This window comes from Denitrificimonas halotolerans, assembly GCF_034259425.1.
Lineage (GTDB): Bacteria > Pseudomonadota > Gammaproteobacteria > Pseudomonadales > Pseudomonadaceae > Denitrificimonas > Denitrificimonas halotolerans.
The window spans coordinates 81,469-108,149 of sequence record NZ_JAXIVU010000005.1 but is presented as its reverse complement, the minus strand read 5'-3'; the positions used below and the strand labels follow the sequence as shown (position 1 = coordinate 108,149).

The window sequence follows — 26,681 nt, the reverse complement described above, 5'->3', positions numbered from 1 at the left end:
TCACAAATCATCAATATCATTTATGCAAGTTTATGCTAACTTATCACTGCAATTGATGCAGCGTATTGTCACACTCAACCTGCGATTGAGTTCTATTCGCCTACACTGATACGCAAACCTGCAGCAATAGCAAAAGGTGCTAAGGTTAACGTAAACATCATCAAAGCTGCCATCCACAATAAGTAGCCCGCCGTTGGTAGGCCATGTAATGCTGCTTGCATCACACCACTACCTAAAATCAGCACGGGAATGTATAACGGCAAAATCAATAATGCCAACAATATTCCTCCACGTTTTAACCCCACGGTTAAGGCCGCACCTACAGCACCCAGTAAACTCAACACTGGCGTACCCAATAACAGCGATAATAACAATGTTGGGATGCGATCCCCAGGCAAACCAAGCATTATGGCTAACAAAGGCGATAACATCACCAAAGCCAGACCACAGTACAACCAATGAGCCAAGACTTTAGCCAATACCAACAAGACTAAAGGATGCGGTGAGACAACCCACTGCTCTAGCGAGCCATCCTCAAAATCACTACGAAACAACCCATCCAGTGATAATAATACTGCCAATAAAGCAGCCACCCAGATCAAGCCTGGTGATAAAGTTTGCAGCAGCTGTGTTTCTGGCCCCACAGCCAAGGGAAACAATGCAATCACAATGGTAAAAAACACCAACGGATTGACTAGCTCTGCTGGACGTCGAAAAACAATGCGCGTTTCACGTAACAGCATCAATATAAAAACATTGCTCACTCGATGGCCCGTCCTAAATCCAATTCACGAAAGGTATCAGGTACATTTTGGATTGGATGGTGAGTAGTAAAAACCACCATACCGCCTTTATTACAATGCGCAGCCAAATGCAGCTCTAACTGGGTAACTGCTTGTTTGTCTAAAGCAGTAAAAGGCTCATCAAGAATCCACAATGCCGGAGCAGATTCTAAATATAAGCGCGCCAAAGCTACGCGACGCTGCTGACCTGCTGACAAAGTATAACAAGGCACATCCTCAAAACCTGCCAAGCCAACAGCAGCTAAAGCACGCCAAATCTGCTCATAGTTTGCTTTATGATGCAAAGCTGATAACCAGGCCAAATTCTCTTCCGCAGTTAACACTCCCTTAATACCTGCTGCGTGGCCTATCCATAAAAGATTGGAAGCCAATTCACCGCGCTGCTGCTGAATACGACGCCCCTTAACTAAAACCTCACCCGCTGTCGGCTGCATTAAACCTGACATCAAGCGCAGTAGGCTAGTTTTACCACTCCCATTAGGACCGCTCACTTGCAGCATATCCTTAGGTTTCACACTAATATTTAAGTGTTCAAACAGCGGTCGCCAATCGCGTTCACAGGCTAAATCAATGGTTTCAAGATATACATCAGACACAAACAATTCGCCTTGAGAAAAATTCAAGTATTTTCATAGAGCAGCACACCACCCTACTGACACTTTAATGAGTCGCAATTATACACAGCTGAAACATAAGCGCTGCTGCCATTTAATTACTAACGCGGCTCGTATCGTACCCCCCTATGGAAAGTCTCGCGCTAAAAGCACGCGTCTTTAGTAATGAACCATCAACCCAACAGCCCAGCAAAAGGCTGATGGAGGCGCGCAGAGTAGTACATTATAAAAAAACACATAATTGCCGCACTATAAGCTAGCCAACGCAAAACCAAACAAAGCGTGTCACGAAAAGCCAACACACCAAACATTATATACAAAGCAAGCAGCAGCAATTTTGCCTGCAGCCACGCCTCGGACAAAGGCGTGTAGTTTAAAATCAACAATAATAAGATCGCTGCCAGCAACAAGCAGCTATCCACACCATAACTTAACCGATCAATCGTTTTACACCAATCAACCTTCGTACCGCCCAACAACACCCAAGAACCGCGCACGACAAATAAACAACCACTGAATACCGCCAAGCTCATATGAATATATTTTATCAGCAAATAATGCTCCGCTAGCAGCATACTCATCTCACTAAACAGATCTAAAAAGCACAGTAATATCTAAAAGTAGTTTAGGCTTTCAACAACATACAACCGCTGACTAAGAGTCATAAAAATAAATTAATCGCAACAAAACCACCAACTAGAACCATCGATGCATACACGCCCGAGCTTAGCCACTCTGACGGCATGCATTCTTATTAAGGACGGGAAAGGCAAAAAATAGGCATAAAAAAGCCCCATTTAAGGGGCTCTTTTACTCTAGGCTTTAATAGCCATTAGATGGTGCGGACAGAGAGACTCGAACTCTCACACCTCGCGGCGCCAGAACCTAAATCTGGTGTGTCTACCAATTCCACCACGTCCGCATTTAGCACAACATATTGCTAAGACAGCACATATGTTTAAATATGGGGTGGACGATGGGGATCGAACCCACGACAACAGGAGTCACAATCCTGTGCTCTACCAACTGAGCTACGCCCACCATATTACAGCTTACTACTTTAACATGCTTCCCCTTACCACTCAAGTGGCGCGCCCGGCAGGATTCGAACCTGCGACCACCCGCTTAGAAGGCGGGTGCTCTATCCGACTGAGCTACGGGCGCTTAGCGTCATTACAACATACAGAAGTAACTGACTTAAGGCGCGATTGCTGTCCAATATTACTTGATCAGCTTTCGTATCCAGCTTCAGGCTTTACTGGGTAAGCGGGGCGTATATTACGGAGCAGATTCACTTACGTCAAGCCTTATTTTAAAAAGATTTAACAAGTAATTGTTTTAGGCTAAAAACATAGCACTCATCTTTGCCCGATGCGGCCGGTCATGAGAGAATAGCGGAATCATTTACTTACACTAGTATGGCCTCCTACCTCATGACTGCACAATTGATTGACGGCAAACAGATCGCCGCAGATATTCGTCAAAATATCGCCCAAAAAGTACAGGATCGTCTTAACCATGGTTTACGCGCACCCGGCTTAGCGGTAATTCTAGTCGGCAATGACCCCGCTTCTGAGGTTTACGTTGCACACAAGCGTAAAGATTGCGAACAAGTTGGTTTTCAGTCACAAGCTTACGACCTTCCGGCAAGCACTACACAAGAAGAGTTACTGGCCCTTATAGACCAGCTCAATACTGATGACAGTATTGATGGCATTTTGGTCCAACTGCCCTTACCTGCGCATTTAGATTCATCGCTTCTATTAGAACGCATCAGCCCCTTTAAAGATGTCGATGGCTTCCATCCTTACAATGTGGGCCGCTTAGCCCAGCGCATGCCTTTACTACGCTCCTGTACACCTAAAGGCATTATGACGCTGCTAAAGCATACAGGCGTAGACTTACACGGTTTAGATGCAGTCATTGTTGGCGCATCCAATATTGTAGGCCGCCCAATGGCTCTTGAATTGCTCTTAGCAGGCTGCACCACAACCATTACCCACCGTTTTACTAAAGACTTAGAAAGCCATGTGCGCCGAGCAGATTTAGTTGTTGTGGCAGTAGGCATTCCCGACCTAGTCAAAGGTGAATGGATAAAACCTGGCGCTATTGTGATTGACGTTGGAATTAACCGTCAGGCTGATGGCAAGCTTGTTGGAGATGTTGGTTTTGCTGCGGCTGTTGAACGCGCTGCATGGATCACACCTGTTCCTGGAGGTGTTGGCCCAATGACGCGCGCAGGCTTACTAGAAAACACTTTGCAAGCCTGCGAGCAATCTGAAAAAAAATAAGCTCCCCCTTTCAAACTGATCTACCACTGTTACTTTACCGTGGTAGATCGCCCTCAACTACACACACTTCTTCAGCATTGCATTGATCCTCTGCGCACGTGGATCCATCAAAACACTCGCCCCAAGACTATTAGTAATAAAAGCCACACTCAGTTCACGCTCAATATCTGCACAACCGAGAGTGCCGCCGGCTCCCGGATGTCCAAAGCAATGCTGTCCTAGCGCATAACTGGCTGGCAACTGATCAGCCTGCTCCAACATGCAGCCTAATCCAAAACGGGTTGATGTATGCAATGTAAGGTCTTGACCACGACTGTGCTCTTGCACCATCGCCGCCAACATATCGCTCTCCAAAAGTTGATCTTGCAATAAAGCTGTATAAAACCCAGCCAAGCCTCGTGCAGTACCGTGCGCATTAGCAGCTGGTTGCTGCATCACACGCCATTCCAACTTATTAGTACTGGTCATCATAGAAGGTGGATTAGAAAAGGCTTTAGCCGTCATACCTTGCGGCTGACCACCCATCACCTTCATTAAACGCAAAGAAGCATCATCAGCCAACACTCCTTTCATCCGCATCACATCTCCAACTCGTGACAGTGCATGCTCATCAAGCCCTACATGCAGATCCAACTGGAAAGGTCTAGCGATGCGTCGTGCAATGGCCTCCCCAGGCTCACAACCATCAACTCGTCGTATCAATTCACCAACAATCCAGCCATAGGTCATAGGAGCATAACCGTGCGCACTACCAGGCTCCCACCAAGGCGGAGTTTCCACTACAGCTTTCACCATATGCGCCCAATCGTAAAGTGCTTCTGCAGGCTGCTGCTCGGCAATTGCCGGCAATCCTGCCTGATGACTCAAGACATGACGCAAAGTAATTCGATGCTTGCCATGTAAAGCAAATTCGGGCCAGTACTCCACTAAAGGTGTGTCCAAACTTAAGCGCCCTTCAGCAACCATTTGCAATAAAACCACTGCAGCAATCGGCTTGCCACTGGAAAAAATATTAATCAGCGTATCACGCTGCCAAAGCTGCTCCCCCTGCCGATCAGTCACACCACCCCAAACATCAATTACTGTTTCCCCAGCAACCTGTACACACAAAGCTGCACCGCGCTGCTCGGGATGCTCAAGTATTTGACTGAATACATCAAGCGCATCGGAAAATGCACTGTCACTGACACCGTCAATATGCATACAACCCTCAATCAATCACTTATTCAATTTCACGCCTAAACGGCGGTAATGAATTCAAGATGGCTTTACCATAACGCTGAGTTACTAAACGCCGATCCAACAAAGTAATACAGCCAGTATCTTTCTCACTTCGCAATAAACGACCACAAGCTTGAATCAAACGTAACGACGCATCAGGCACTGCAATCTCCATAAAAGGATTACCACCACGCGCTTCAATCCACTCAGATAATGCCGCCTCCACAGGGTCATCAGGCACTGCAAAAGGAATCTTAGCAATAACCACATGCTGACAATAAGCTCCCGGCAAGTCGATCCCCTCTGCAAAACTGGCCAAGCCAAACAAAACACTGACTTCTCCCTTGTCAATTTGTGTCTTATGTTTTGCCAAAGTCTCCTGGCGAGATAAACCACCTTGGATCAAAACCCGTTTACGCCAATCCCGATCAACCCCAGAAAACACATCTTGCATTTGACGACGAGAGGAAAACAACACCAACCCACCTTGCGCACCGTCTAAAATATGCGGCAACTCACGCACAATTGCCTGTGTATGTGCTTCAGAGTCACGCGGATCTGCACGTAAATCCGGCACCTTCAACACACCTGACTCCGCATATTTAAAAGGACTCGGCACTACAGCTTTCTTTGACTCAAAGGGTAACCCAGCACGCATATTAAAACGATCAAATTTACCTAACGCCGTTAAAGTCGCTGAAGTCACCAAAGCACCGTGAGCAACGCTCCATAAATGACGACGTAAGGTTTCTGCTGCCAAAATAGGACTCGCATTAACCTCTATATCAAAAGCTCCCGCAGCATCTGCCAAGGATAACCAACGCGCCATCGGTGGGCTTTCTACTGGATCCTCAGCGGTAAAAGCAGTCCACAATTCTTGGTTATTATCTGCTCGAGCTAATAAGCTTCCAAACAAGGGGTACCACTCTTCTGCTTGTTGACTGGGCACTCCCAAACTCGGCTCATCATCCATAGCTTTTTTTAATAGATCAGTCACTCGAGTAAAAACATCAGCCAGTTTGATAAATTCTTTTTTCAACTCTAGCCCAAGTTCACTTAATTGATCAGGAACCACCCCGCCAATAAAGCGGTAACGCGGTTTTTCATAACTATCCGGATCCGAATTTGGACGAAACTCAGCCAACTGCTCACACAAAGTAAACATAAACTGCATTTGCGTACGTAAACTTCTTGCCAACTCAGGCACAGGCTCTAGCAGTCGAGCAAAGTCACCTGGTAATGGATTTTGTGCCAACAAACGCGTTAAATTTTTATCTACTTGCCCCAACCAATCTGCCGTTGATCGCAAACGAGTAAAATGAGCAAAATGATTGATAGCCTTATCAGGAAGATGGTGACCTTCATCAAAAATATAAATCGTTTCCCGTGGGTCCGGTAAAACAGCCCCTCCCCCTAGGGCCAGATCAGCCAAAACCATATCGTGATTGGTCACAATCACATCCACCTTGGCCATACTTTCACGAGCCTTATAGAAGGAACACTGTTGAAAATTCATACAGTGTCGACCGGTGCATTGTGTATGATCAGTGGTCACACGAGACCAAGTAGCATCCTCAATTACTTGCGGCCAGCTATCACGATCACCATCCCAACGGTTACCAGCCAACTTTTCAATCATCTCACTAAAGAGCTTTTCACTTTCAGCATCTACATCAATCTGAAAACCCTCATCAGCAAAAAGCTCTGCAGTGGCTTGATTCGCTTGGCCTTGCTGAGATAAAACATCCAGTTTAGATAAACACAAATAACGCCCACGCCCTTTGGCTAAGGCATAGCTGAAATGAAGCCCGCTATTTTTAATAATATCTGGCAAATCTTTATCAACAATCTGTTCTTGCAAAGCCACAGTTGCCGTTGCAACCACTAAGCGCTTACCTGCTGCCTTAGCGATTGGAATCGCGGCTAAACTATAAGCCACAGTTTTTCCTGTACCTGTACCGGCTTCAATTGCAAGCACGGCAGGATCACCAGAGCGCTTACCTTCTTCATCAACGGCAATGGTGCCTAAAGTTTTTGCCACCTCAGCAATCATCAGTCGCTGGCCGTAACGGGCTTTAAGGCCTTTGCTATCTAAAAAGCGTGTATAAGCGCTTTGAATGGTGTTTTTTATTTCATCGCTGAGCATTCTGCATCCACTTTCTAAAACTGTACGTTTGTTCAGTACCTCTTTTCAAACGTATAATAGCCTGCTTAAACGCTTTCTGCTCTACGGATTATTTATGACTGCTATTTTTACGTGCCCATGCACCCCAACTCGCACATACCAAGACTGCTGCGGTCGCTACCATACAGGACAGCTAGCCAGCACACCGCAAACTTTAATGCGCGCACGCTACAGCGCCTTTGTTAAAGGTGATATTCACTTTATCCAACTCACTACGCTACCAACTCAACACAGTGCGCTTGACCTCAAAGCCATTACTCAATGGAGCAATAACAGCCAATGGCTTGGCTTAGAGGTTCTGAGTGAAGCATTGGAAGCAGACCAGCGACATGCTTGGGTTAAATTCATTGCACACTGGCAGGATGAGCTCGGAACACATCAGCACCATGAGAATTCGCTTTTTATTAAGCCTGCTGAGCAATGGTACTTTTACGACCCAAATATACCATTACGCGCCGAGCGCAACGCACCCTGCCCCTGCGGCAGCACACGTAAATTTAAAAAATGTTGCGCTCCCTATTTATAGACGTAAGATCGGTAAAGATACCAAGTGTTATTACAATTTTGTGAGCTTGCTTGATACACTGTCCGCTGGATTTTGGAGTGAATGCATGAGCTTTTTGAGCATAATCAAAAGAACACCTGCACTTTTAGCATGTATTGCACTACTGGGTTATCTCAGTGGCTGCGCCAGCGGGGTTGGCAGCAAATTTGAAGAACCTGACGTGCAGTTGGTCGATGTCGAATTGGTTCACGCCAAATTATTAGAGCAACAATTTGTGCTGCACTTTCGAATTGACAACCCTAATGCTCAAAGCATCCCCATGCGCGGCATTCAATATCGAATTTTACTCAATGACACGCCTTTTGCTACAGGTAATAATGGACAGTGGTTGACTATTCCAGCACATGGTTATGAATACTTTTCCGTTCCAGTGCATACCAATCTTTGGCGGCATGTAAAAGTCATTGTGCGCATGCTAGAAAACCCAAACAAACCAATTCATTATGCCTTGCATGCTGACTTAAAAACCGGACTATTATTCAGTAATAAAATCAATGTTGTACGCCATGGTGATATCATTCCCGGCGACTATATTCGCGAGTAACTGTTATGACTTCTAAAGAACACATTCACGGCCCAGACTGCCATCATGAACATCATGAGCATGGACAAGCACTACACGTCCATGGCCCACACTGCAATCATGCTCACCACGAGCCCGTACGCAATCCTTTCAAAGATATTGGCCGTAACGATCCTTGCCCCTGTGGTAGCCAGAAAAAATTTAAAAAGTGCCATGGAGCTTAAGGTTTAGATGCTTTCTAATTTCTGGCTCATACTGGGTGCTGTTTGCATACTTGCTTTAACGCTTTATGCAATTCTATTGTGGCGTCGTGTTTGGCATATGGAAAAGCAGCGCAAGCAACAGCTTGCCAAACAAAAATCCCACTTACGCAATGACCTCATCATTTTGGCAAACAGCTTCTTAACTGAACAAATGCCTTGGGCTGAAGGCTGTATCCGCATTAAGGTTATCTTAGACCACTATGATGCTGAGCTCGGCATGCAGCCACAAAACCAAGTGCTGCAGACCATTTTTGAAGCCACGAAGCACATTCCTAGCCATGATTCATGGAAGGCGTTAACCAACGCAGAAAAGCTCCCTTATCAGCGCTTACTCAGCGAGCTTGAATTAAAACACAAAAAAGCATCCAGCGAAGCCGTCAAGCAACTGCTCAATCAACTAAAAAATTAATTTTGCTCATCCGAGTCCACGCGCGTCAACTCAAGACGCGCGCGTTCTTGCCACTGCTCAGCAATTTCGGTCTTCACCGCCACCCCTAGCTGTTTAAACTCACTGGTCTGCTTCACTAAATTCCCGCGCCCATTAACCAGTTGATCACAGGCTTTACGATACGCCTCTTGAGCTCGCTCTAAACTGCTACCTATACCATCCATACTGCCTAGAAAGATACGCAACTTGTCATATACTTTACTGGCACGATCAGCTAACTCTGCTGTACTGCGACTTTGCTCTTCAAAACGCCATAACTGACGAATAATGGTAAGACTTGCTAGTAAAGTACTCGGTGTCGCAATTAAAATATTCTGTTCAACGGCACGCAATAAAATACTTTCATCAGCTCGAACTGCATCTGCAAAGGCCGATTCAATCGGTACAAACATCACCACCATATCTGGTGCGTTAACACCTGGCAGCGCAGCATAATCACGCTCTGCCAACTCTTTTACTCTGGCCGAAAATGCAGCAATATGTGCATTTAAAGCCTCCTGTCGCAACGTCTCATCCTCTGCATTGACATAGCGCAGATAAGCATTTAACGACACCTTCGCATCAATAATTAAATGTTTATTTTTCGGCAAATAAACAATAGCATCGGGTCTCTGACGCCCAGCACTGGTGGTAAAACTTACCTCTCTCGCAAAATCAACTCCCACTTGTAGACCTGCACGCTCCAGTACGTTTTCTAAAACCAGCTCTCCCCAATTACCTTGGGTTTTTTTCTGACCACGCAAGGCGGTACTCAGCTCATGAGCTTCTTGGGTCATTTGCTGATTCAGCTCTTTCAAGTGCAATAACTGTTGCTGCAAAGCGGCTTGCTGCTGCGCATCCTTGTGATGAATATCCTCAACCTTACGACGAAAACCATCTATTTGCTCACGAAAAGGTCGTAACATAGCTTCTAAAGACTGTTGGCTGCTTTGCGTAAGAGCCTGTCCACGCGCTTCAAAAATCTGTACAGCCAATTGTTCAAACTCCAATTTAAGCTGTTCACGATTCTCTTTAAGCAGCTGCTGCTGCTCAAGCAGATGCTGTTCCTTTTGTGCACTCAAACTACGTAACGATACATGTTCTTGCTGCAATTGTTGGTGCTGATTTTGTAACTGCAGGTATTCAGCCTTCATACTTTGATGCTCTGTCTCATAACGCTGTAATTGCGCATAAAGCTGATCTTGCTGACTACCTAATACCTGCAAATCAATATCTTGTTCATGCAACTGCTCACGCGCGCCCTGCAAGACTTTCTCTTGCGCATGCAACTGCCGCAGAGTTTTGCGAGAATAAATCCATTGCCACAAAACTAAAGCAGCTAAAACAACAACCGTCGCAAGCAAAATAATTACCGATTGATCAAAATGAAATAGGCTTAAGCTGTACATGCAGACTCTTTATTCCGCGCACTCGAAGAGCGATGATCGCTTATTTTTGTACGGGACTGTTTCGCTGCTTTAACAAAAGCCAACATCCACCGCGCTACGGAAGAGCCATCATGCTCACAAGCTAAACTATGACAAGCAGCCTGATAGACTTCTGGACAATAAACAGACTGGCGCAAATGCATCAAGCCCCGAGCGAAGTCATGTGTAAACTCAGGATGACCTTGAAAACACAAAACCTGCTCACCGATCACATAAGCTGCGTTTGCACAAAAATCACTGCGAGCCAATAAGCGGGCATTTTTAGGTAAAACGGTAACCTGATCACGATGGCTTATAAGCAACTGAAACTCATCCACCTCGTCTGGCAACCACTGCGGCTTATATTCAACTTGATAGCGATGCACACCAATACCCCACCCTCTATCCGAACGCTCCGCTACCCCTCCCAAAGCCAAGGCCAAAATTTGATGACCAAAACACACGCCCAACAAAACATCACCGCGAAGGTAGCTGCCCCTGAGGTAGTCACGTAATCGAACAACCCATGCCTCATCAGAAAAAGAGTCCGCCTTACTGCCTGTGACTAAGTATGCATCGAAATGCTGTCCGAGCTTAGGGTACTCACCACGCACAACATTAAATACCTGAAATTCAACCGCTTGTGTTTGCCGATAAAACAATCGCTTAAACATCTCACCAAAACTGATAAAACGAGGTTCTAAAGATGGATGTAAATCATCCGCCTCCAAAATACAAATATGCAAGCTCATTTAGACACCTAAAAACCAATTAAACAACAAAAAAGCCGATTCAACTTAAAGGTTGAATCGGCTTTTATAAACGATGGCGGCCTCAAATTAAAGGCTCAGCCAAATCATTTAATCTTCACGATAGCGGCGCAGCTTCAATGGCTTACCAACAACTCGCGTGTCTTTTAACTTAGATAACAAGCGCTCAAGACCTTCTTCCGGCAATTCAACTAAACTGAAAGTTTCACGAATCTGAATACGACCAATGGCATCACGATTTAAGCCACCTTCATTAAGAATCGCACCTAGCAAGTTGCGAGCCGCAACACCATCTCGATTACCTAAAGCAGTGCGGCAGCGTACTTTTCCTTCGCTCAAGGCTAAAGGTGCTCGGCGCTCACGGCGCTCACCACCATCACGGCCAGCTCGCGAACCACGATCTTCACTACCACGACCACGTGGAATAATAACCGGCTGCTCACGCTCCACGCCATCCAAAGTAAAAGCCTGGCCCTCGGTGGCTTTAGCCAATAAAGCTAAAGCTAAATCTTCCGCACTGCAGTTCAACGCAGTCATCAAGTGTGCCAATAACTCTGGATTTTGCTGTGCTTTATCTTTAACACGCGGGGTTAAATCTTGCGTTAAGCGACGAATACGCGCTTGTAGAATATTTTTAGCATCAGGCAAAGATACTTCTGCTACTTTCTGCCCCGTAACGCGCTCAATCACTTGCAACATGCGGCGTTCACGTGGTGTCACTAACAATAAAGCACGACCATCACGCCCCGCACGACCTGTACGACCAATACGGTGCACATAAGACTCAGGGTCATAAGGCATATCAATATTGAACACATGAGTAATACGTGGCACGTCAAGCCCACGGGCAGCCACGTCCGTTGCAATCACAATATTTAAACGACCATCTTTTAAAGACTCAATTACACGCTCACGCTGGTTTTGTGCAATATCACCATTCAATGCAGCAACCTTGTAACCCTTAGCCTCCAGCGCTGAAGCCATATCTAAAGTTGCTTGTTTAGTACGCACGAAACCGATCATTGCATCAAAGTCTTCAACTTCTAGCAATCGTAATACAGCATTCACTTTTTGATCTGCATGCACCATTAGGTGCGCCTGATCAATACGTGCCACTGTTTGTGTTTTGCTCGCAATTTTAACTTGCTTCGGCTGACGTAAGTGCTTTTCTGCAATACCGCGAATGGAGGCTGGCAAAGTCGCTGAAAACAGTACTGTTTGACGCTCATCAGGCATCGCATTAAAAATAATCTCTAAGTCATCCATAAAGCCGAGTTTTAACATCTCATCGGCCTCATCGAGCACTAAGTATTTAATGGTTGAAAGCAGACCACCGTTACGGCTCAAATGGTCGACTAAACGGCCTGGGGTAGCAACAATCACTTGCGCACCCTGACGAATCGCTTTCAGCTGTGGCCCCATTGGAGCACCACCATAAATCGCAACAACTTTAACGCCGGGCATTTGAGCCGAGAAGGTTTCAAAGGCAGTGGCTACTTGCAGCGCTAACTCACGGGTTGGTGCTAAAACCAAAACCTGTGGTTCACGTCGAGCAGGATCAATACGCGTCAAAATAGGCAATGCAAAAGCTGCTGTTTTACCGGTACCGGTTTGCGCTTGGCCGATCATATCGTGACCTGCCAAAATGAGCGGGATCGACTGAATCTGAATCGGAGAAGGCTCTTCATAACCTGCTGCGGTAATTGCATTTAAAATAGATGGAAGGATGCCGAGATCGGCAAAACTGCTAGTTTCTTGGGTCATTGTATGCCTCATGTGCATCCGCAAAGACCCATGAAAGCTGCACACGCCATGTGAAAGACCGTAGTGGTCGCCCTTTTTGGCAGCCTGTTTGCGAGTATTTGCGAGAACGCTGTATTAGATAAAAAACGTCTAGGATAGTCCACTATGGGACAAGCAGTCGAAGCAGTGCTTCGGGGTATTGCAGTAACCTTAACGGGAGCCAATCTGGCCGGCGCATATTATAACGACTTCACAGCACCTTGGCTAGTTTTTATTAAGCAAATCACAGGGTTAAGCGCTGATGACTCTTAAAGCTACGTAAAACCCCTGTCAAAGGATCGACAAAACTGATTTGCTTGGCTAAAAGTTTTAACGGTTGCTGATAATCTGCTTGTGCTTCAATATCTCTCACCTGAGGATACAGCGGGTCATTGACAATAGGTGCCCCTAAAGTCGCCATGTGCACTCGCAATTGGTGCTTACGGCCCGTAACGGGATATAAGCGGTAACGCCATAGATCGCCAGCCCGCTCACTCACTTCAATCACAGTATCACTGTTGGGAACACCAGCTACTTCCTGCGTACGAAAAAACTGCTCAGCACTTTCTAAACGACTGCGGTGGCGATAAGGCCAATCCAGCCTCGGCAGGGCCGGTGCGAGCGCTTCATAACATTTAAAAACTTTACGCTGACGAAATAATGCCTGATAAGCATTCCGACTCGATGGATTGAGCGAGAAAAGTAACACCCCTGCAGTTAAACGGTCCAAACGATGGATAGGAGCAATATCTGGATTGTTAAAACGGCGCATCAAGCGGCGCAATACCGTTTGCTCGACGTAGCGCCCCGCAGGCAAAGTGGCTAAGAAATGCGGTTTATCCACCGCTATCAAGTGCTCATCCTGGTAAAGAATCACTTCCTTGAAAGGCACTATAGGCTCGTTGAGCACTTCACGAAAATAATAAACCAAGGCACCTGATTGATAAGGCTCATCCACTGTCAAGGCACGTTGCTGAACATCTAACACCTTGCCATTACGCATACGTTCAAGCCAAATCTCTCGGCTTATGGAGGGAAAGCGTACACACAGAAAATCAATCAGGAAACTGTATGGTTCAGCTGGTAGGCGCACCATACTCGCGCCAATTAAAGTCATTCTGCTCATAGAGTCAATTAATGCAAGGTATGCCCTGCTGGATCATTTTCATCAAGATCATTGCTGGCTTCTTCTTCGGCTAAATGTCCCGCTGCTAACAAACCTGCATGAAACATTTCTTTCGCAATATCAATATAGCTCGCCTTTAAAAAGCCTTTAGCCTCACTGGAAAACGTCAAGGTCACTAAAGCTGTATCTTCTTCAGATCGACGCAAAACAATTCTACCGTCGGGTAACTCTACAATTTCTAAAAGTGCACTAGACATAAAAAACTCTTAACTAAGAATAAATAAAACAATGCAGGGCCATTACTTGCCCTGCACTTCAACATCAACAGCGGATTACTTTTTCCGCTTATCTTCTACTTCCCACTTTTTACCCACATAAAAAGCTTTCCAACCTGTCGGCTTACCTTCCACTTCTGACTGCACATACTGCTCTTTATTTTTACGACTATAGCGAATCACCGTAGGCACACCATCTGGATCATGGGTAGGCGCACTCATTAAATAATGATGCTTAGGGTCAATTTCATCTTTGTGCGGAATGATTTCCAATACAAGTGGTGCGCGAGTCTCACGCTTTTTAGGAAATTGGCTCGCGGCTAAAAACATACCAGACGCACCGTCACGTAAGACATAGGTATCATCTACATTCACACATTTGAGCTCCGGCATGGGTACTGGGTCCATTTTTGGTGGTGCAGCTTCACCACTGCGCAGCAGCTTACGCGTATTTTTACACTCGCTATTGGTGCAACCGAAGTACTTACCAAAACGGCCGGTCTTAAGCTGCATCTCACTGCCACATTTATCGCATTCTAAAGTTGGTCCTTCATAACCTTTAATACGAAACTGCCCCTGCTCAACCTCAAAGCCTTCACAGTCGGGGTTATTACCACAGACATGCAACTTACGCTTCTCATCAATCAAATAGGCATCCATTGCAGTATCACACACTGGACAACGACGCTTATTACGCAGTACTAAGGACTCGGACTCTCCCTCATCATCTGCAGCGATCTCATCACCGGGAACTAAGTTAACAGTAGACTTACAGCGCTCTTTCGGTGGTAACGCATAACCTGAACATCCTAAAAACACCCCCGTAGACGCAGTACGAATCGTCATTGGACGGCCACACTCTTGACAAGGTATATCAGTCAGGGTCGGCGTATTAGCGCGCATTCCTCCCTCGGCCGAGCTCGCCAATTCCAATTTTTTATGGAAGTCCTGATAAAACTCATTAAGCAATTGCTTCCACTGCAAATTACCATGAGCAACATCATCTAAACGTTCTTCCATCTGAGCGGTAAAATTATAGTCCATCAGATTAGCAAAGCTTTCGCCTAATCGCTCCGTGACAATGTCACCCATCTTTTCCGCATAAAAACGACGATTTTGTAATTTTACATAACCGCGATCTTGAATCGTAGAAATAATAGCAGCATAGGTTGACGGACGACCAATCCCCTGCTTTTCTAACTCTTTTACCAAGCTCGCCTCACTGTAACGTGCTGGTGGCTTAGTAAAATGCTGCGAAGGATCCAACTTGAATAGATCTAATACATCACCCTTTTTCAAGTCCGGCAAAACTGCATCTTCAGCTGCTTTACCCTGAGCTGGCTGGACACGGGTATAACCATCAAACTTTAAAATTCGACCGCGAGCACGTAAATCAAACTGCGCCGCCTCCACCGTCAAATTGGTCGATATATATTCAGCAGCAGGCATTTGACAGGCAACAAATTGGCGCCAAATTAATTCATACAGACGCTCAGCATCGCGTTCCATACCTTTTAGCATCGAAGTTTGCATATGCACATCAGAAGGACGGATCGCTTCGTGGGCTTCTTGTGCGCCTTGTTTACTGCTGTAAAAATTTGGCTTTGCTGGTAAATATTGGGCGCCGAACTCCTGATCAATAAAATTGCGCACCATATCAATTGCATCAGTAGAAATATTAGTAGAGTCAGTACGCATATAGGTAATGTAGCCTGCTTCATATAAGCGCTGCGCTAACATCATCGTTTTCTTTACACCAAAGCCTAAACGCGTACTGGCTGCTTGCTGCAAAGTTGAAGTGATATAAGGTGCAGAAGGTCGACTACTGGTTGGCTTATCTTCACGTTTAACAACACTGTAAACAGCCTTATTCAGTACAGCAAGCGCAGCATCGGTTTGTGCTTTATTAACGGGACGGAATGCTTTGCCATCTTCACGAACCACTTCAAAGCGTGTTTTGAGTTTATCAGCATTATTTAAATCCGCATGAACTTGCCAAAACTCTTCTGGAATAAAGGCGCGAATTTCTTTTTCACGCTCAACCACCAGCTTCACAGCAACCGACTGTACACGCCCAGCAGATAACCCACGTGCAACTTTTTTCCACAGCAGTGGTGACACCATAAAACCCACTACACGATCTAAAAAACGACGCGCCTGCTGAGCGTTAACCTGGTCTAAGTCCAAGTCACCAGGCTCAGCAAAAGCCTCTTGAATGGCTTTTTTAGTAATCTCGTTAAATACGACCCGCTTAAAGCGCGAATCATCGCCACCAATAGCTTCTCGTAAATGCCAAGCAATGGCCTCCCCCTCACGGTCCAAGTCCGTTGCCAGATAGATCGTATCGGCATCTTTGGCTAATCGTTGCAGCTCTTCAACGACTTTTTCTTTTCCAGGTAAAATCTCGTAACGTGCTTGCCAGTCATTCTCAGGATCAATTCCCATACGACTGACCAATTGGCGCATAGCCTTTTGCTGCGGTGTTAAATCCGCAGTATCAGCAGCCTTGCCACGCTTAGCTGGTGCTTTACCAGAGGCTGAGCCGCTTGTCGGTAAATCACGAATATGACCCACACTGGACTTGACCACGTACTCCTTACCTAAGTACTTATTGATTGTCTTCGCCTTAGCAGGGGACTCTACGATAACCAGCGATTTGCTCATTGCTCAGAATATTCCTGGAGTAAATAAAGTGATAAGTCTGTACTAGCACTGAATATCACGTGAAAATTGTAATTTCTTACGTCTCTGTGACGCTATATATAGGTTGAAAGCTACCTAGGTCAAGTTTTTGACCAAAGTCTTTATTGTTTTAAGGTGCATTAAACGGCTGTTTTTCTTCTTGTAACAAGGCAAAGCGCGGTCGCTGTACACCCTCAACCCCAACACTTTCTATAAACATAGATAACGGCCTCACCCAAAGATCAAAATCACCATACATCGTTTGATAAACCACCAACTCTTCTTCGGTCTCGGAATGCTTGGCTATACCTATTACACGATATTGCGACCCTTTATAATGTTGATAAATACCTGTTTTCAAACTCATATTCTCACCTTCCTCCAATAAAAAACCGAGGCACAAGGCCTCGGTTTTCGTATTTGACGCTGTATTTTTTACACTCGCTCAAACACTGTAGAGATACCCTGACCTAAACCAATACACATGGTAGCCAAACCTAAGGTACCACTATTTTGCTTCATGACATTGAGCAAAGTACCGGAAATACGTGCACCAGAGCAACCAAATGGATGACCTAGCGCAATCGCACCACCATGCAAGTTAACCTTTTGCTCCATTAGCTCAAGCAGTTTCAGGTCTTTTAACACAGGTAAAGCTTGGGCAGCAAAGGCTTCGTTCAGCTCAACGAAATCAATATCGTCCATAGTTATACCTGCACGCTTCAACGCTTTTTGGGTTGCAGGTACAGGGCCGTACCCCATAATAGATGGATCAACACCAGCCACAGCCATAGAGCGCACTACAGCCATTGGTTCGATACCTAAATCCTTTGCACGTTGTGCAGACATCACAATCATGCAAGATGCACCATCAGTAATCTGCGATGAAGTACCTGCTGTTACAGTTCCGCCTTTTGGATTAAAAGCTGGACGCAAAGCTGACAAACTTTCTAGTGTTGTTTCTGGACGAATGGTTTCATCATAATCAAACACCTTCAAAAAACCATCAGCATCATAACCTTCCATAGGGATAATTTCGTCTTTAAACTTCCCCTCAACAGTTGCTTTATGCGCTAAACGATGCGATCGCTCACCAAATGCATCTTGCTGCTCACGGCTGATACCATGCATTTTACCTAGCATTTCAGCAGTCAGCCCCATCATGCCAGCAGCTTTTGAAGCATAAAGTGACATATGCGGGTTAGGATCTAAACCATGCGTCATACCCACATGCCCCATGTGTTCAACACCACCCACTACAAATACATCACCATTACCGGTTTGGATAGCTTGTACGGCAGTATGCAGTGCACTCATGGATGACCCACACAAACGACTAACCGTCTGAGCAGAACTGGTATGTGGAATTTGCGTCATCAATGATGCCATGCGAGCGATGTTCCAACCCTGCTCTAGGGTTTGGTTCACACATCCCCAAATCACATCTTCAACTTCTGTCGGATTTACTTTTTCATTGCGATTTAGCAAACCACTAATTAATTCCGCTGACATATTCTCAGCGCGTGTATTGCGGTGCATGCCACCTTTAGAACGCCCCATAGGGGTGCGTCCGAAGTCAACAATTACTGCATCTCTTGGATTCAAGCTCATTTCTTTACTCCCGCTCTAATCTGTCGACGATTAACCGAAAAAGGTTTGACCATTTTTGGCCATTTCACGTAGCTTCTCGGTCGGGTGATACAACGCACCTAGATCTGAGTACTTGTCTGCTAAAGCAACAAACTCAGCTACACCAATACTGTCGATGTAACGTAACGCGCCGCCACGGAATAGAGGGAAACCAATGCCGTAAATCAACCCCATATCTGCTTCTGCCGCTGTTTCAACTATACCATCTTCTAAGCAACGTACTGTCTCCATACACAACGGAATCATCATCCAGTTAATAATGTCTTCGTCGGTAACTTCACGCTGTTCGTAAACGATTGGCGCTAAAATTTCCGCAATAGCATCATCAACAACTTTCTTCGGCTTACCACGCTTATCTGTCTCATGAGCATAAAAACCTTTACCATTTTTCTGGCCTAAACGATTCGCCTCATACAACGCATCAATGGCTGAACGACGCTCTTCTTTCATACGGTCAGGGAAACCCTCAGCCATAACATCGCGACCATGATGACCAGTATCAATACCGACAACATCGAGCAAGTAAGCGGGCCCCATCGGCCAACCGAACTTTTCCATCACCTTGTCAATACGGACAAAATCAACGCCTGCACTGACCAATTTGGCAAAACCACCAAAATAAGGGAATAAAACACGATTGACTAAGAAACCAGGGCAGTCATTAACAACAATAGGGTTCTTACCCATTTTTTGTGCGTATGCAACTGTAGTTGCAACAGCTTCATCAGATGAATGCTCACCACGAATAACTTCAACCAACGGCATCATATGCACTGGATTAAAGAAGTGCATACCGACAAAATTTTCCGGACGCTTGAGCGCTTTTGCTAAATGGTTGATCGAGATTGTTGAGGTGTTTGAAGCAATAATAGTATTTTCGCCCACATGCTCCTCAACCTCGGCCAAGACTGCATGCTTCACTTTCGGGTTCTCAACTACAGCTTCAACAACGATATCTACGTTGCCAAAATCGCCATAAGACATCGTTGGGCGAATCGCATTTAACGCTTGAGCCATAGCAGCAGGTTTTAAGCGCTTACGCTCAACGCGCTTGACTAATAACTTAGCTGCCTCATCCAAACCCAGTTGAATACCCTCTTCACGGATATCCTTCATCAGGATTGGCGTACCTTTAAGCGCAGACTGATAGGCAATACCACCCCCCATAATACCCGCACCCAACACTGCTGCCAACTTGACATCACGCGCGATCTCACCGTGATCTTTCGCTTTACGTTTAAGCGCTTGGTCATTTAAGAATAGACCAATCAGACTTTCTGCCACTGAAGTTTTAGCCAGCTTAGCAAAACCCTTCGCTTCAACTTCTAATGCTTTATCACGACCATAGTTGGCCGCTTTCTGCATAGTTTTAACCGCTTCGATAGGTGCAGGAAAATTTGGCCCAGCTTGTGCCGCCACTAAGCCTTTAGCCGTTTCAAAGCTCATCATTTGTTCGATTGGACTGAGCTTAATCTTTTCTAGCTTAGGCTGACGCTTCGCTTTGTAGTCCAACTCACCAGCAATAGCACGTTTAAGCAAGTCTAGCGAGGCTTCTAGCAACTTATCAGCAGCAACTACAGCATCAACCGCACCAACTTTTAGAGCGTCTTCTGCACGACCTTCTTTGCCTGCTGCAATCCACTCCACAGCGTTATCAACACCAACCACTCGTGGGAAGCGAACGGTACCACCAAAACCTGGATAAATACCTAACTTCACCTCAGGCAAACCAATCTTAGCGCTGTCAGACATTACACGATAATCTGCAGCCAAGCACATCTCAAAGCCACCACCCAGTGCAATCCCGTTGATTGCAGCAACAGTTGGCACATTTAAATCTTCAAAAGCATTAAAGATCTGATTCACTTCCAAGTTGCCTGCAACCAATTCTTCCTCAGGTAACTTAAAGCTTTCGACGAACTCGGTGATATCTGCACCCACGATAAATACATCTTTACCGCTAGTTACAACCACACCCTTGACATCACTATTAGTTTGAATTGCATCGACGGCTGCGCGCAGCTCGGTCAATGTTAGACGATTAAACTTGTTAACGGACTCACCCTTGAGGTCAAAATTTAACTCGACAATACCACTCTCAAGAGCTTTCACCGTGATGGCTTTACCTTCGTAAATCATCAACTAATCTCCATATTATGGAAGCTAGACAGTAACATTTAAGCCACTGTCAGCAATTAAACAATGTGCAGAGCACTTTGCGTAGAACTTACCAGCATACTCTCCGCCTTATACAGGCAAAGCAACATATAACTATGCCAACATGCATTTCATACGCCCGTTTGATTTGGGTAAGCACAGATTCACGGAAACTGTTGCCTTTGTCAATTGCAAGTCTCAAAGATTTCTTTAAATCATACAAAAAAGAAACACAAGCAATTGATTTATCAAGTATTATTTTTTTAATACACCACTGACACTAAAGCCTAAAGCTGATCATTTATTGCATAACGTCTACCAAAACCGCAAAATCACGAGTACGAGTTTGGTATTTCCCTGAATTAAATTTATGCAAATCAGGCGACACGTCAAAACACTGTACCTTCATGGCAAATTGAAAGAACTCGGACAGTCCTCAACACCCTGTACTTACAACCCCTCTTCGCCGGAAACTGAATGATTACGTGCATTCCTATGTAAGTCGGGCTACATTAATAATGCATACACAGAGTAAAACAAAAAGACAGCATCTAAAGTTTCCCCATCTACTTCCAATAAGTAGCGAGAGAATTACTAGCAACGCATGCTGTTTATATTTAAATAAAGCTGTGCTGTAAGGCTATACCCTATATGCACAATAATTTGGAGATTGATATGGCCTATTCTCACTTGCTCATTGCAATCGACCTGACTGAAGATTGCCATCTTGTTTTGGAAAAAGCCCACAAACTACGCACAGCGCTCTCTTGCAAAGCGACTTTAGTACACGTAGTAGAACCATTGACTATGGCCTTTGGTGGCGATGTGCCTATGGACTTATCCCTGCTTCAAGAACAGCAAACCGAACAAGCACAAGAGAAGCTCAACATCCTAGCTGAACAGCACGAGCTCCTTAAAGAAAACAACTGCCATCTGCGTTACGGTCAACCCCGACAAGAAATCCACCTTCTGGCCAAAGAGCAAAACTGTGACTTAATTATTGTTGGCAGTCATGGCCGTCATGGTTTAGCCTTGCTGTTAGGCTCAACAACTAACGACTTACTCTCTGGCGCTCCTTGTGATGTACTGGCCATTGATCTCAAAGATCACGCTAACGAGTGACTGCTCCGCACCCTAAGCGCTGACGCGCCAAAAACGGAGTTCCCCACTTCTTAAGAAATAGCCGGCGACACACCGGACTTACGTAAGCCTTCATAGGCAGAGTTGGACAACCCTTTCTCTTTCCTTCGCCATGCTTTGCCTTGAAGCTTGGTATGCCTTTGCAAAAGCAAGCTTTGGCAGCGTTTATCTAGTCATTACCGGTCTTGGCGCCGATGCTGTGATAGTTGGAATACTTACCTGCCTGCTCGCCAGTAGGGTTAAAGAAGCGTTAGAAGGCATGATCGAAGTTGAAACTCGCCAACAGTAACGCCATCCCCCCTTCCTCAGCCCCATACTTACGCGTTTTTGACCTCTAGCAGTAAGCCATCCTTGTATAGCGATGAGACATGACGCGAAGGCCTGCGTTATACGTAAACAACTTGAAATCCGCCTCGTATCTGCGGGGGGCGACTCTTGAGCATCTTCATTTCACGCTTGAGCAAAACACCACGCCACGGTAATCGTCATATTTCGCCTACAGCACGGGAGTTGCAACTATCGAGCTCCTAAAAGCCGATGTGCAGAGTCAAAACTCCAGATCAAAACTGCTTTGCAGTTTCCTCTTATATCCTCGCCCAAGTGAGCGAGGATATACACAGTTTTTTGCTAAAAGCTATTCTTCCAACTCAGCCCAACGCTCAATGAGTGCATCAAGCTGTTCTTGTACTGTAGTAATTTGCGCCAGGACCACTTCAGTTTTTTCTATTGGCTGCTGATAAAAGTCTGCTTGTGAAACCTGCTCATTTAACGCTTCGAGCTCAGTCTCTAACTTATCAATCTGCTGCGGAATTGCATCCAGCTCACGCTGTAACTTATAACTGAGCTTTTTAGGCTTAGCTATTTCTTCCGAGACTAACTCCTCAGACACAGGCGCTTGCTCTGTTTTAACTTTAGTGTCACCTCCAATTGCTTTTTCAGTTTGATCTTCAGCCCCCAATAAACTGAGGCTACCTCCCTGACGTAACCAATCTTCAAAGCCTCCCACATACTCCCGTATACGACCAGTGCCATCAAAAACTAAAGTGCTTGTCACCACGTTATCTAGAAACGCTCGGTCGTGACTGACAATGAGTACGGTGCCTTTAAACTCCATTAATACTTCTTCTAGCAGTTCAAGGGTTTCAATATCAAGATCGTTGGTTGGCTCATCCAATACAAGCAAATTAGCAGGGCGAGTAAAAAGCTTGGCAAGCAATAATCGAGCACGCTCACCACCAGATAAAGCTTTCACCGGTGTGCGCGCACGCTGTGGACTGAACAAAAAATCACCCAAGTAGCTCAACACATGCTTGCTCTGCCCATTAATCGTAATGGTGTCGCTACCTTCTGCAACGTTATCAATAACAGTTTTCTCAGGCTCTAACTGATGGCGCAACTGGTCAAAGTAAGCCACTTCAAGCTTAGTACCCACGCTAATAGTGCCTTTACTTGGCTGCAGTTCACCAAGCAATAACTTAAGCAAAGTCGTTTTGCCACTACCGTTCGCACCAAGCAAACCAATACGATCACCGCGCTGCAAAACCATTGAAAAATCTTTCACCAACTCGCGCCCACCAGGATGAGAAAAACTGACATCCTCGACCACTATGACTTGCTTGCCAGATTTCTCTGCGGTTCCTAACTGAATCTGTGCACTACCCTGACGCTCTCGACGCTGACGGCGCTCTTGACGCAAGGCTTTCAATGCTCGCACACGCCCCTCGTTACGAGTGCGTCGTGCTTTAATGCCTTGGCGTATCCAAACTTCCTCTTGGGCCAATTTTTTATCAAATAAAGCATTCGCAGTTTCTTCAGCTGCTAACTCCTGCTCTTTATGTGCTAAAAAGCTGGCATAATCACCATCCCAGTCGATTAAGTGTCCCCGATCCAGTTCTAAAATCCGAGTGGCTAAGTTTTGTAAAAAGGCTCGGTCGTGAGTAATGAATAGCACAGCGCCACTATAGTTCTGTAACGCCTCCTCCAACCAAGCAATCGCACCAATATCTAAGTGGTTCGTCGGCTCATCGAGCAACAACAAATCAGGCTCAGCAACCAATGCTTGAGCCAACAAGACTCGACGACGCCATCCTCCGGACAACTCATTCAGTTTTTTTTCTGCCGGCAGCTGCAGACGACTTAAAGTGCTTTCAACCAATTGCTGTAAGCGCCAACCATCCCGCGCCTCAATTTCTTGCTGAACGTGCATCATTTTGGTCAAATCTGCATCATTGGTGATGTTCTGACTTAAATGGTTAAATTCGGCCAGTAAATCACCCACACCAGCTAAACCTTCAGCCACCACATCAAATACGGTACGCTCATCTGCCACAGGTAGTTCCTGGGGCAGCTCACCAATTTTCAACCCTGGCGCACGCCATACTTCACCTGTATCAGGCAACCGTGAACCTTTGACCACATGCATCATGCTTGACTTGCCCGTACCATTGCGGCCAATGATGCACACACGTTCACCTCGGGATATCTGCCACGACACATCCTCCAAAAGAGGCATGGCACCGTAGGCAAGTGATACTTGAGTTAATTTGAGCAAAGCCATTGATAATCTCCTAAATTCTGCGCTGTATTGTACAGGTTCGCAGCCCGATGCGTTGAATATCTACATCAAACCCGTAGTTAGACTCTTTCACCAATGTGCACAAGCAGATAAGCTATGTTGCTTTCGTCATTCAGCTATTGTGTTACTGACGTTTCACTGGGCATTTATTTGTCAGGATTTTTTATGCGCAGTCGTTATTTATTACCTTTATTTTTATTAATTACTGCTTTAAGCAGCATTTCTCTTACCGTGCATGCAGCAAACATTGCACAGCAACGCAGCTTATACCTGCAAGCAAAACAGGCATTGAGCAACAAAGATCCCTCTGTGTATTTTACTCACCGTGCTACCTTACGCGATTACCCTTTAACACCCTACTTAGCGTATGAAGAGTTAACCCAGCGTTTAGCCACTGCAAATAACGAAGAAATAGAAAAATTTCTCTTAGAGCATGGTGATCTACCACAAATCCGTTGGATGAAATTGCGCTGGCTACGCCTACTCAGCCAGCGCCAGCAATGGTCATTATTTCTTAAATATTACGACCCAGAACTCAACTTCACTGAACTTGACTGCTATTTTGCTCAATACCAATTCCACAGCGGGCAAACTCAAGCAGCTTTTGCTAGTACAGAGAAGCTTTGGCTCAGCGCCCGCTCTCAGCCCAACGCCTGTGACTCTGTATTTTCCAGCTGGCGTGATGCCGGTCAACAAACAGAGGACAAAGTATGGCAACGCTTAAAGTTGGCCACTGATGCTGGCAATTTTGGGGTCACCAAGTATTTAGTGACCTTATTGAACACGCAACAAGCACAAGGCCATCGCCTGCTTGATGTTGCTCAAAATCCTGAACAACTCAAAAACACGGGAAACTTTACCCGTAGAGACAAAAAAAGCGCTGAAATCATTGCCTTAGGTTTGCGCAAACTTGCTAGAAAAGACCTCAACGCAAGCCTGCAACTGCTGAACTATTATGGCAAAGAGTTCACTTTTAATACTGAAGACCGCTTAGCATTAGCCCACGATATAGGTTTACGCTTAGCCAAACGCTTTGATCCTCGCGCTTTAGCCGTCATGGAGAAATATGACCCTAAACTTGAAAACAGTAATCTAACTGAGTGGCGTGTGCGCCTTTTATTACGCTTAGGCAGATGGAGTGAAGCATATAATCTAATCCGCAAGTTGCCCGCAGAACTGGCCCACGCTAATCGTTGGCGCTATTGGCAGGCACGCTCTTTACAATTGGCTCAACCTAATAATCAGCAGCCCTTAGTCATGTACCAGCCACTCGCCCGTGAGCGTGATTTTTATGGTTTTCTAGCGGCTGACCACAGTCAACAACCATACTATCTGAATCACCAACCAGTAAAAGTAAGCTCTAGAATCCTGAGTAAGCTGCGCAATACCGCCGCTATAAAACGGGCATTAGAGCTGGATGCTTTAGAAGATGTTACTGAATCACGCCGTGAATGGTATCACCTCAGTGACTCCTTAAGCCGCGAGGAGCTCTTAGCACAAGCCCGCTTAGCTTATGAACTAGGTTGGTATTTCCCTGCTATCCGTACAATGAGCAAAGCACGCTACTGGGATGATTTAGAGATACGTTTTCCTATGGCGCATAAAAATAACTTTTTAACTCAAGCCAAAACACGCAACATTAATACTAGTTGGATGTTTGCCGTCACTCGTCAAGAAAGTGCTTTTATGGTTCAAGCAAAATCCCATGTAGGAGCTATGGGGTTAATGCAATTGATGCCCGCTACCGCTAAAGAAACCGCACAGCGTTATGGTATTCCTCTATCAACACCACGCAGTGCAGTCATTCCAAGTATTAATATTCAGCTCGGCGCTGCTTACTTAAGCCAAGTTCTTAATCAATTTAAAGGCAATCGTATTCTAGCCTCCGCCGCCTATAACGCAGGCCCTGGGCGAGTACGTCAATGGTTACGTGATGCAAAACACTTACCTTATGATGTCTGGGTTGAAACAATCCCTTTTGACGAAACCCGATCTTATGTCCAAAACGTACTCACTTATTCGGTGATCTACGGCGAAAAATTACAACAACCTACACCTTTAGTTGATTGGCACGAACGCTCCTTCTTACAGCAATGAGCACCCACAACCGCCGCAATGGTGACTGGACTGTTTGCCTTACTTGCTCTTGAAACACAGATAACCGGCCTTCCTTGGATTGAAGCTGCTCTGGAAGGCATGGTCGAA

23 protein-coding genes and 3 tRNA genes are annotated in these 26,681 nt (G+C 45.5%); 8 read left to right on the top strand and 18 right to left on the bottom strand.

Annotation, left to right across the window (positions count from 1 at the left end; translation table 11 throughout):
- Window positions 1-92 precede the first annotated feature (92 nt).
- The 6 genes from ccmB to TOI97_RS05675 all read right to left on the bottom strand — a co-directional run bounded on the left by ccmB (window position 93) and on the right by TOI97_RS05675 (window position 2,581).
- Window positions 93-764 (bottom strand): heme exporter protein CcmB, encoded by a 672-nt coding sequence (ccmB, locus tag TOI97_RS05700; RefSeq protein WP_321553158.1) that lies wholly within the window; start codon window positions 762-764, stop codon window positions 93-95.
- The gene (gene ccmA / locus TOI97_RS05695; RefSeq protein ID WP_321553157.1) at window positions 761-1,399 is read right to left on the bottom strand and encodes a cytochrome c biogenesis heme-transporting ATPase CcmA; all 639 of its coding nucleotides are present in this window, start codon (window positions 1,397-1,399) and stop codon (window positions 761-763) included. The genes ccmB and ccmA overlap by 4 nt, the downstream gene beginning before the upstream one ends.
- Window positions 1,400-1,590: 191 nt before the next feature.
- Window positions 1,591-1,971, bottom strand: a complete 381-nt coding sequence (locus tag TOI97_RS05690) for a SirB2 family protein (protein ID WP_321553156.1) — start codon at window positions 1,969-1,971, stop codon at window positions 1,591-1,593.
- Window positions 1,972-2,254: 283 nt separating this feature from the next.
- Window positions 2,255-2,339 (bottom strand) — tRNA-Leu (locus TOI97_RS05685).
- A gap of 43 nt (window positions 2,340-2,382) precedes the next feature.
- A tRNA-His gene (locus tag TOI97_RS05680) sits at window positions 2,383-2,458 on the bottom strand.
- A gap of 46 nt (window positions 2,459-2,504) precedes the next feature.
- Window positions 2,505-2,581, bottom strand: a tRNA-Arg gene (locus TOI97_RS05675).
- Between the two features lie 269 nt (window positions 2,582-2,850).
- Here TOI97_RS05675 and folD point away from each other — a divergent pair.
- Window positions 2,851-3,708 (top strand): bifunctional methylenetetrahydrofolate dehydrogenase/methenyltetrahydrofolate cyclohydrolase FolD, encoded by an 858-nt coding sequence (gene folD / locus TOI97_RS05670; protein ID WP_321553204.1) that lies wholly within the window; start codon window positions 2,851-2,853, stop codon window positions 3,706-3,708.
- A 57-nt stretch (window positions 3,709-3,765) separates the two neighbouring features.
- Here the strand turns inward: folD and TOI97_RS05665 are convergent, their stop codons facing one another.
- On the bottom strand, window positions 3,766-4,911 hold the full coding sequence (locus TOI97_RS05665) for a serine hydrolase domain-containing protein (protein WP_321553155.1): 1,146 nt from the start codon (window positions 4,909-4,911) through the stop codon (window positions 3,766-3,768).
- A 19-nt stretch (window positions 4,912-4,930) separates the two neighbouring features.
- Window positions 4,931-7,075 (bottom strand): ATP-dependent DNA helicase DinG, encoded by a 2,145-nt coding sequence (gene dinG, locus TOI97_RS05660; RefSeq protein WP_321553154.1) that lies wholly within the window; start codon window positions 7,073-7,075, stop codon window positions 4,931-4,933.
- Between the two features lie 94 nt (window positions 7,076-7,169).
- On the opposite strand from dinG, the gene TOI97_RS05655 reads away from it, so the two are divergent.
- From TOI97_RS05655 to TOI97_RS05640, 4 genes are all read left to right on the top strand, one after another.
- The gene (locus TOI97_RS05655; RefSeq protein ID WP_321553153.1) at window positions 7,170-7,640 is read left to right on the top strand and encodes a YchJ family protein; all 471 of its coding nucleotides are present in this window, start codon (window positions 7,170-7,172) and stop codon (window positions 7,638-7,640) included.
- An 85-nt stretch (window positions 7,641-7,725) separates the two neighbouring features.
- Complete coding sequence (locus TOI97_RS05650; protein ID WP_321553152.1) at window positions 7,726-8,223, top strand: LEA type 2 family protein; 498 nt, start codon at window positions 7,726-7,728, stop codon at window positions 8,221-8,223.
- Between the two features lie 5 nt (window positions 8,224-8,228).
- Window positions 8,229-8,426 (top strand): SEC-C metal-binding domain-containing protein, encoded by a 198-nt coding sequence (locus tag TOI97_RS05645; RefSeq protein ID WP_321553151.1) that lies wholly within the window; start codon window positions 8,229-8,231, stop codon window positions 8,424-8,426.
- A gap of 7 nt (window positions 8,427-8,433) precedes the next feature.
- On the top strand, window positions 8,434-8,874 hold the full coding sequence (locus TOI97_RS05640) for a DUF2489 domain-containing protein (protein WP_321553150.1): 441 nt from the start codon (window positions 8,434-8,436) through the stop codon (window positions 8,872-8,874).
- Here the strand turns inward: TOI97_RS05640 and TOI97_RS05635 are convergent.
- The 9 genes from TOI97_RS05635 to fadB all read right to left on the bottom strand — a co-directional run bounded on the left by TOI97_RS05635 (window position 8,871) and on the right by fadB (window position 20,743).
- Complete coding sequence (locus TOI97_RS05635) at window positions 8,871-10,301, bottom strand: DNA recombination protein RmuC (RefSeq protein WP_321553149.1); 1,431 nt, start codon at window positions 10,299-10,301, stop codon at window positions 8,871-8,873. The two genes, TOI97_RS05640 and TOI97_RS05635, sit on opposite strands and share 4 nt — an antisense overlap.
- Entirely contained in the window at window positions 10,289-11,071 is a 783-nt protein-coding gene (locus TOI97_RS05630) for an amidotransferase (RefSeq protein ID WP_321553148.1), read from the bottom strand. Before TOI97_RS05630 ends, TOI97_RS05635 begins: the two co-directional genes overlap by 13 nt.
- 108 nt (window positions 11,072-11,179) lie before the next feature.
- The gene (locus TOI97_RS05625) at window positions 11,180-12,853 is read right to left on the bottom strand and encodes a DEAD/DEAH box helicase (RefSeq protein WP_321553147.1); all 1,674 of its coding nucleotides are present in this window, start codon (window positions 12,851-12,853) and stop codon (window positions 11,180-11,182) included.
- A 262-nt stretch (window positions 12,854-13,115) separates the two neighbouring features.
- The gene (locus TOI97_RS05620; protein WP_321553146.1) at window positions 13,116-13,997 is read right to left on the bottom strand and encodes a pseudouridine synthase; all 882 of its coding nucleotides are present in this window, start codon (window positions 13,995-13,997) and stop codon (window positions 13,116-13,118) included.
- Window positions 13,998-14,005: 8 nt separating this feature from the next.
- The gene (locus TOI97_RS05615) at window positions 14,006-14,254 is read right to left on the bottom strand and encodes a type 1 periplasmic-binding domain-containing protein (protein ID WP_321553145.1); all 249 of its coding nucleotides are present in this window, start codon (window positions 14,252-14,254) and stop codon (window positions 14,006-14,008) included.
- Window positions 14,255-14,329: 75 nt separating this feature from the next.
- The gene (gene topA, locus TOI97_RS05610; RefSeq protein ID WP_321553144.1) at window positions 14,330-16,936 is read right to left on the bottom strand and encodes a type I DNA topoisomerase; all 2,607 of its coding nucleotides are present in this window, start codon (window positions 16,934-16,936) and stop codon (window positions 14,330-14,332) included.
- Between the two features lie 148 nt (window positions 16,937-17,084).
- Window positions 17,085-17,321 (bottom strand): DUF1653 domain-containing protein, encoded by a 237-nt coding sequence (locus tag TOI97_RS05605; protein WP_321553143.1) that lies wholly within the window; start codon window positions 17,319-17,321, stop codon window positions 17,085-17,087.
- Between the two features lie 68 nt (window positions 17,322-17,389).
- Complete coding sequence (gene fadA, locus TOI97_RS05600; RefSeq protein WP_321553142.1) at window positions 17,390-18,565, bottom strand: acetyl-CoA C-acyltransferase FadA; 1,176 nt, start codon at window positions 18,563-18,565, stop codon at window positions 17,390-17,392.
- A gap of 30 nt (window positions 18,566-18,595) precedes the next feature.
- Window positions 18,596-20,743 carry a fatty acid oxidation complex subunit alpha FadB gene (gene fadB / locus TOI97_RS05595; protein ID WP_321553203.1) on the bottom strand — a complete coding sequence of 716 codons (2,148 nt, stop codon included), beginning with the start codon at window positions 20,741-20,743 and terminating at the stop codon, window positions 18,596-18,598.
- 693 nt (window positions 20,744-21,436) lie between these two features.
- Between fadB and TOI97_RS05590 the strand changes: the two genes are divergently transcribed.
- Both TOI97_RS05590 and TOI97_RS05585 read left to right on the top strand, forming a co-directional pair.
- Window positions 21,437-21,883: a universal stress protein gene (locus TOI97_RS05590; protein ID WP_321553141.1), complete on the top strand. Its 447-nt coding sequence runs from the start codon at window positions 21,437-21,439 to the stop codon at window positions 21,881-21,883.
- A 130-nt stretch (window positions 21,884-22,013) separates the two neighbouring features.
- Window positions 22,014-22,190: a hypothetical protein gene (locus tag TOI97_RS05585; RefSeq protein WP_321553140.1), complete on the top strand. Its 177-nt coding sequence runs from the start codon at window positions 22,014-22,016 to the stop codon at window positions 22,188-22,190.
- A gap of 345 nt (window positions 22,191-22,535) precedes the next feature.
- Here the strand turns inward: TOI97_RS05585 and TOI97_RS05580 are convergent, their stop codons facing one another.
- Window positions 22,536-24,458, bottom strand: a complete 1,923-nt coding sequence (locus TOI97_RS05580) for an ATP-binding cassette domain-containing protein (protein ID WP_321553139.1) — start codon at window positions 24,456-24,458, stop codon at window positions 22,536-22,538.
- Window positions 24,459-24,641: 183 nt separating this feature from the next.
- On the opposite strand from TOI97_RS05580, the gene TOI97_RS05575 reads away from it, so the two are divergent.
- Entirely contained in the window at window positions 24,642-26,573 is a 1,932-nt protein-coding gene (locus TOI97_RS05575; protein ID WP_321553138.1) for a transglycosylase SLT domain-containing protein, read from the top strand.
- The last annotated feature ends 108 nt before the right edge of the window (window positions 26,574-26,681 follow it).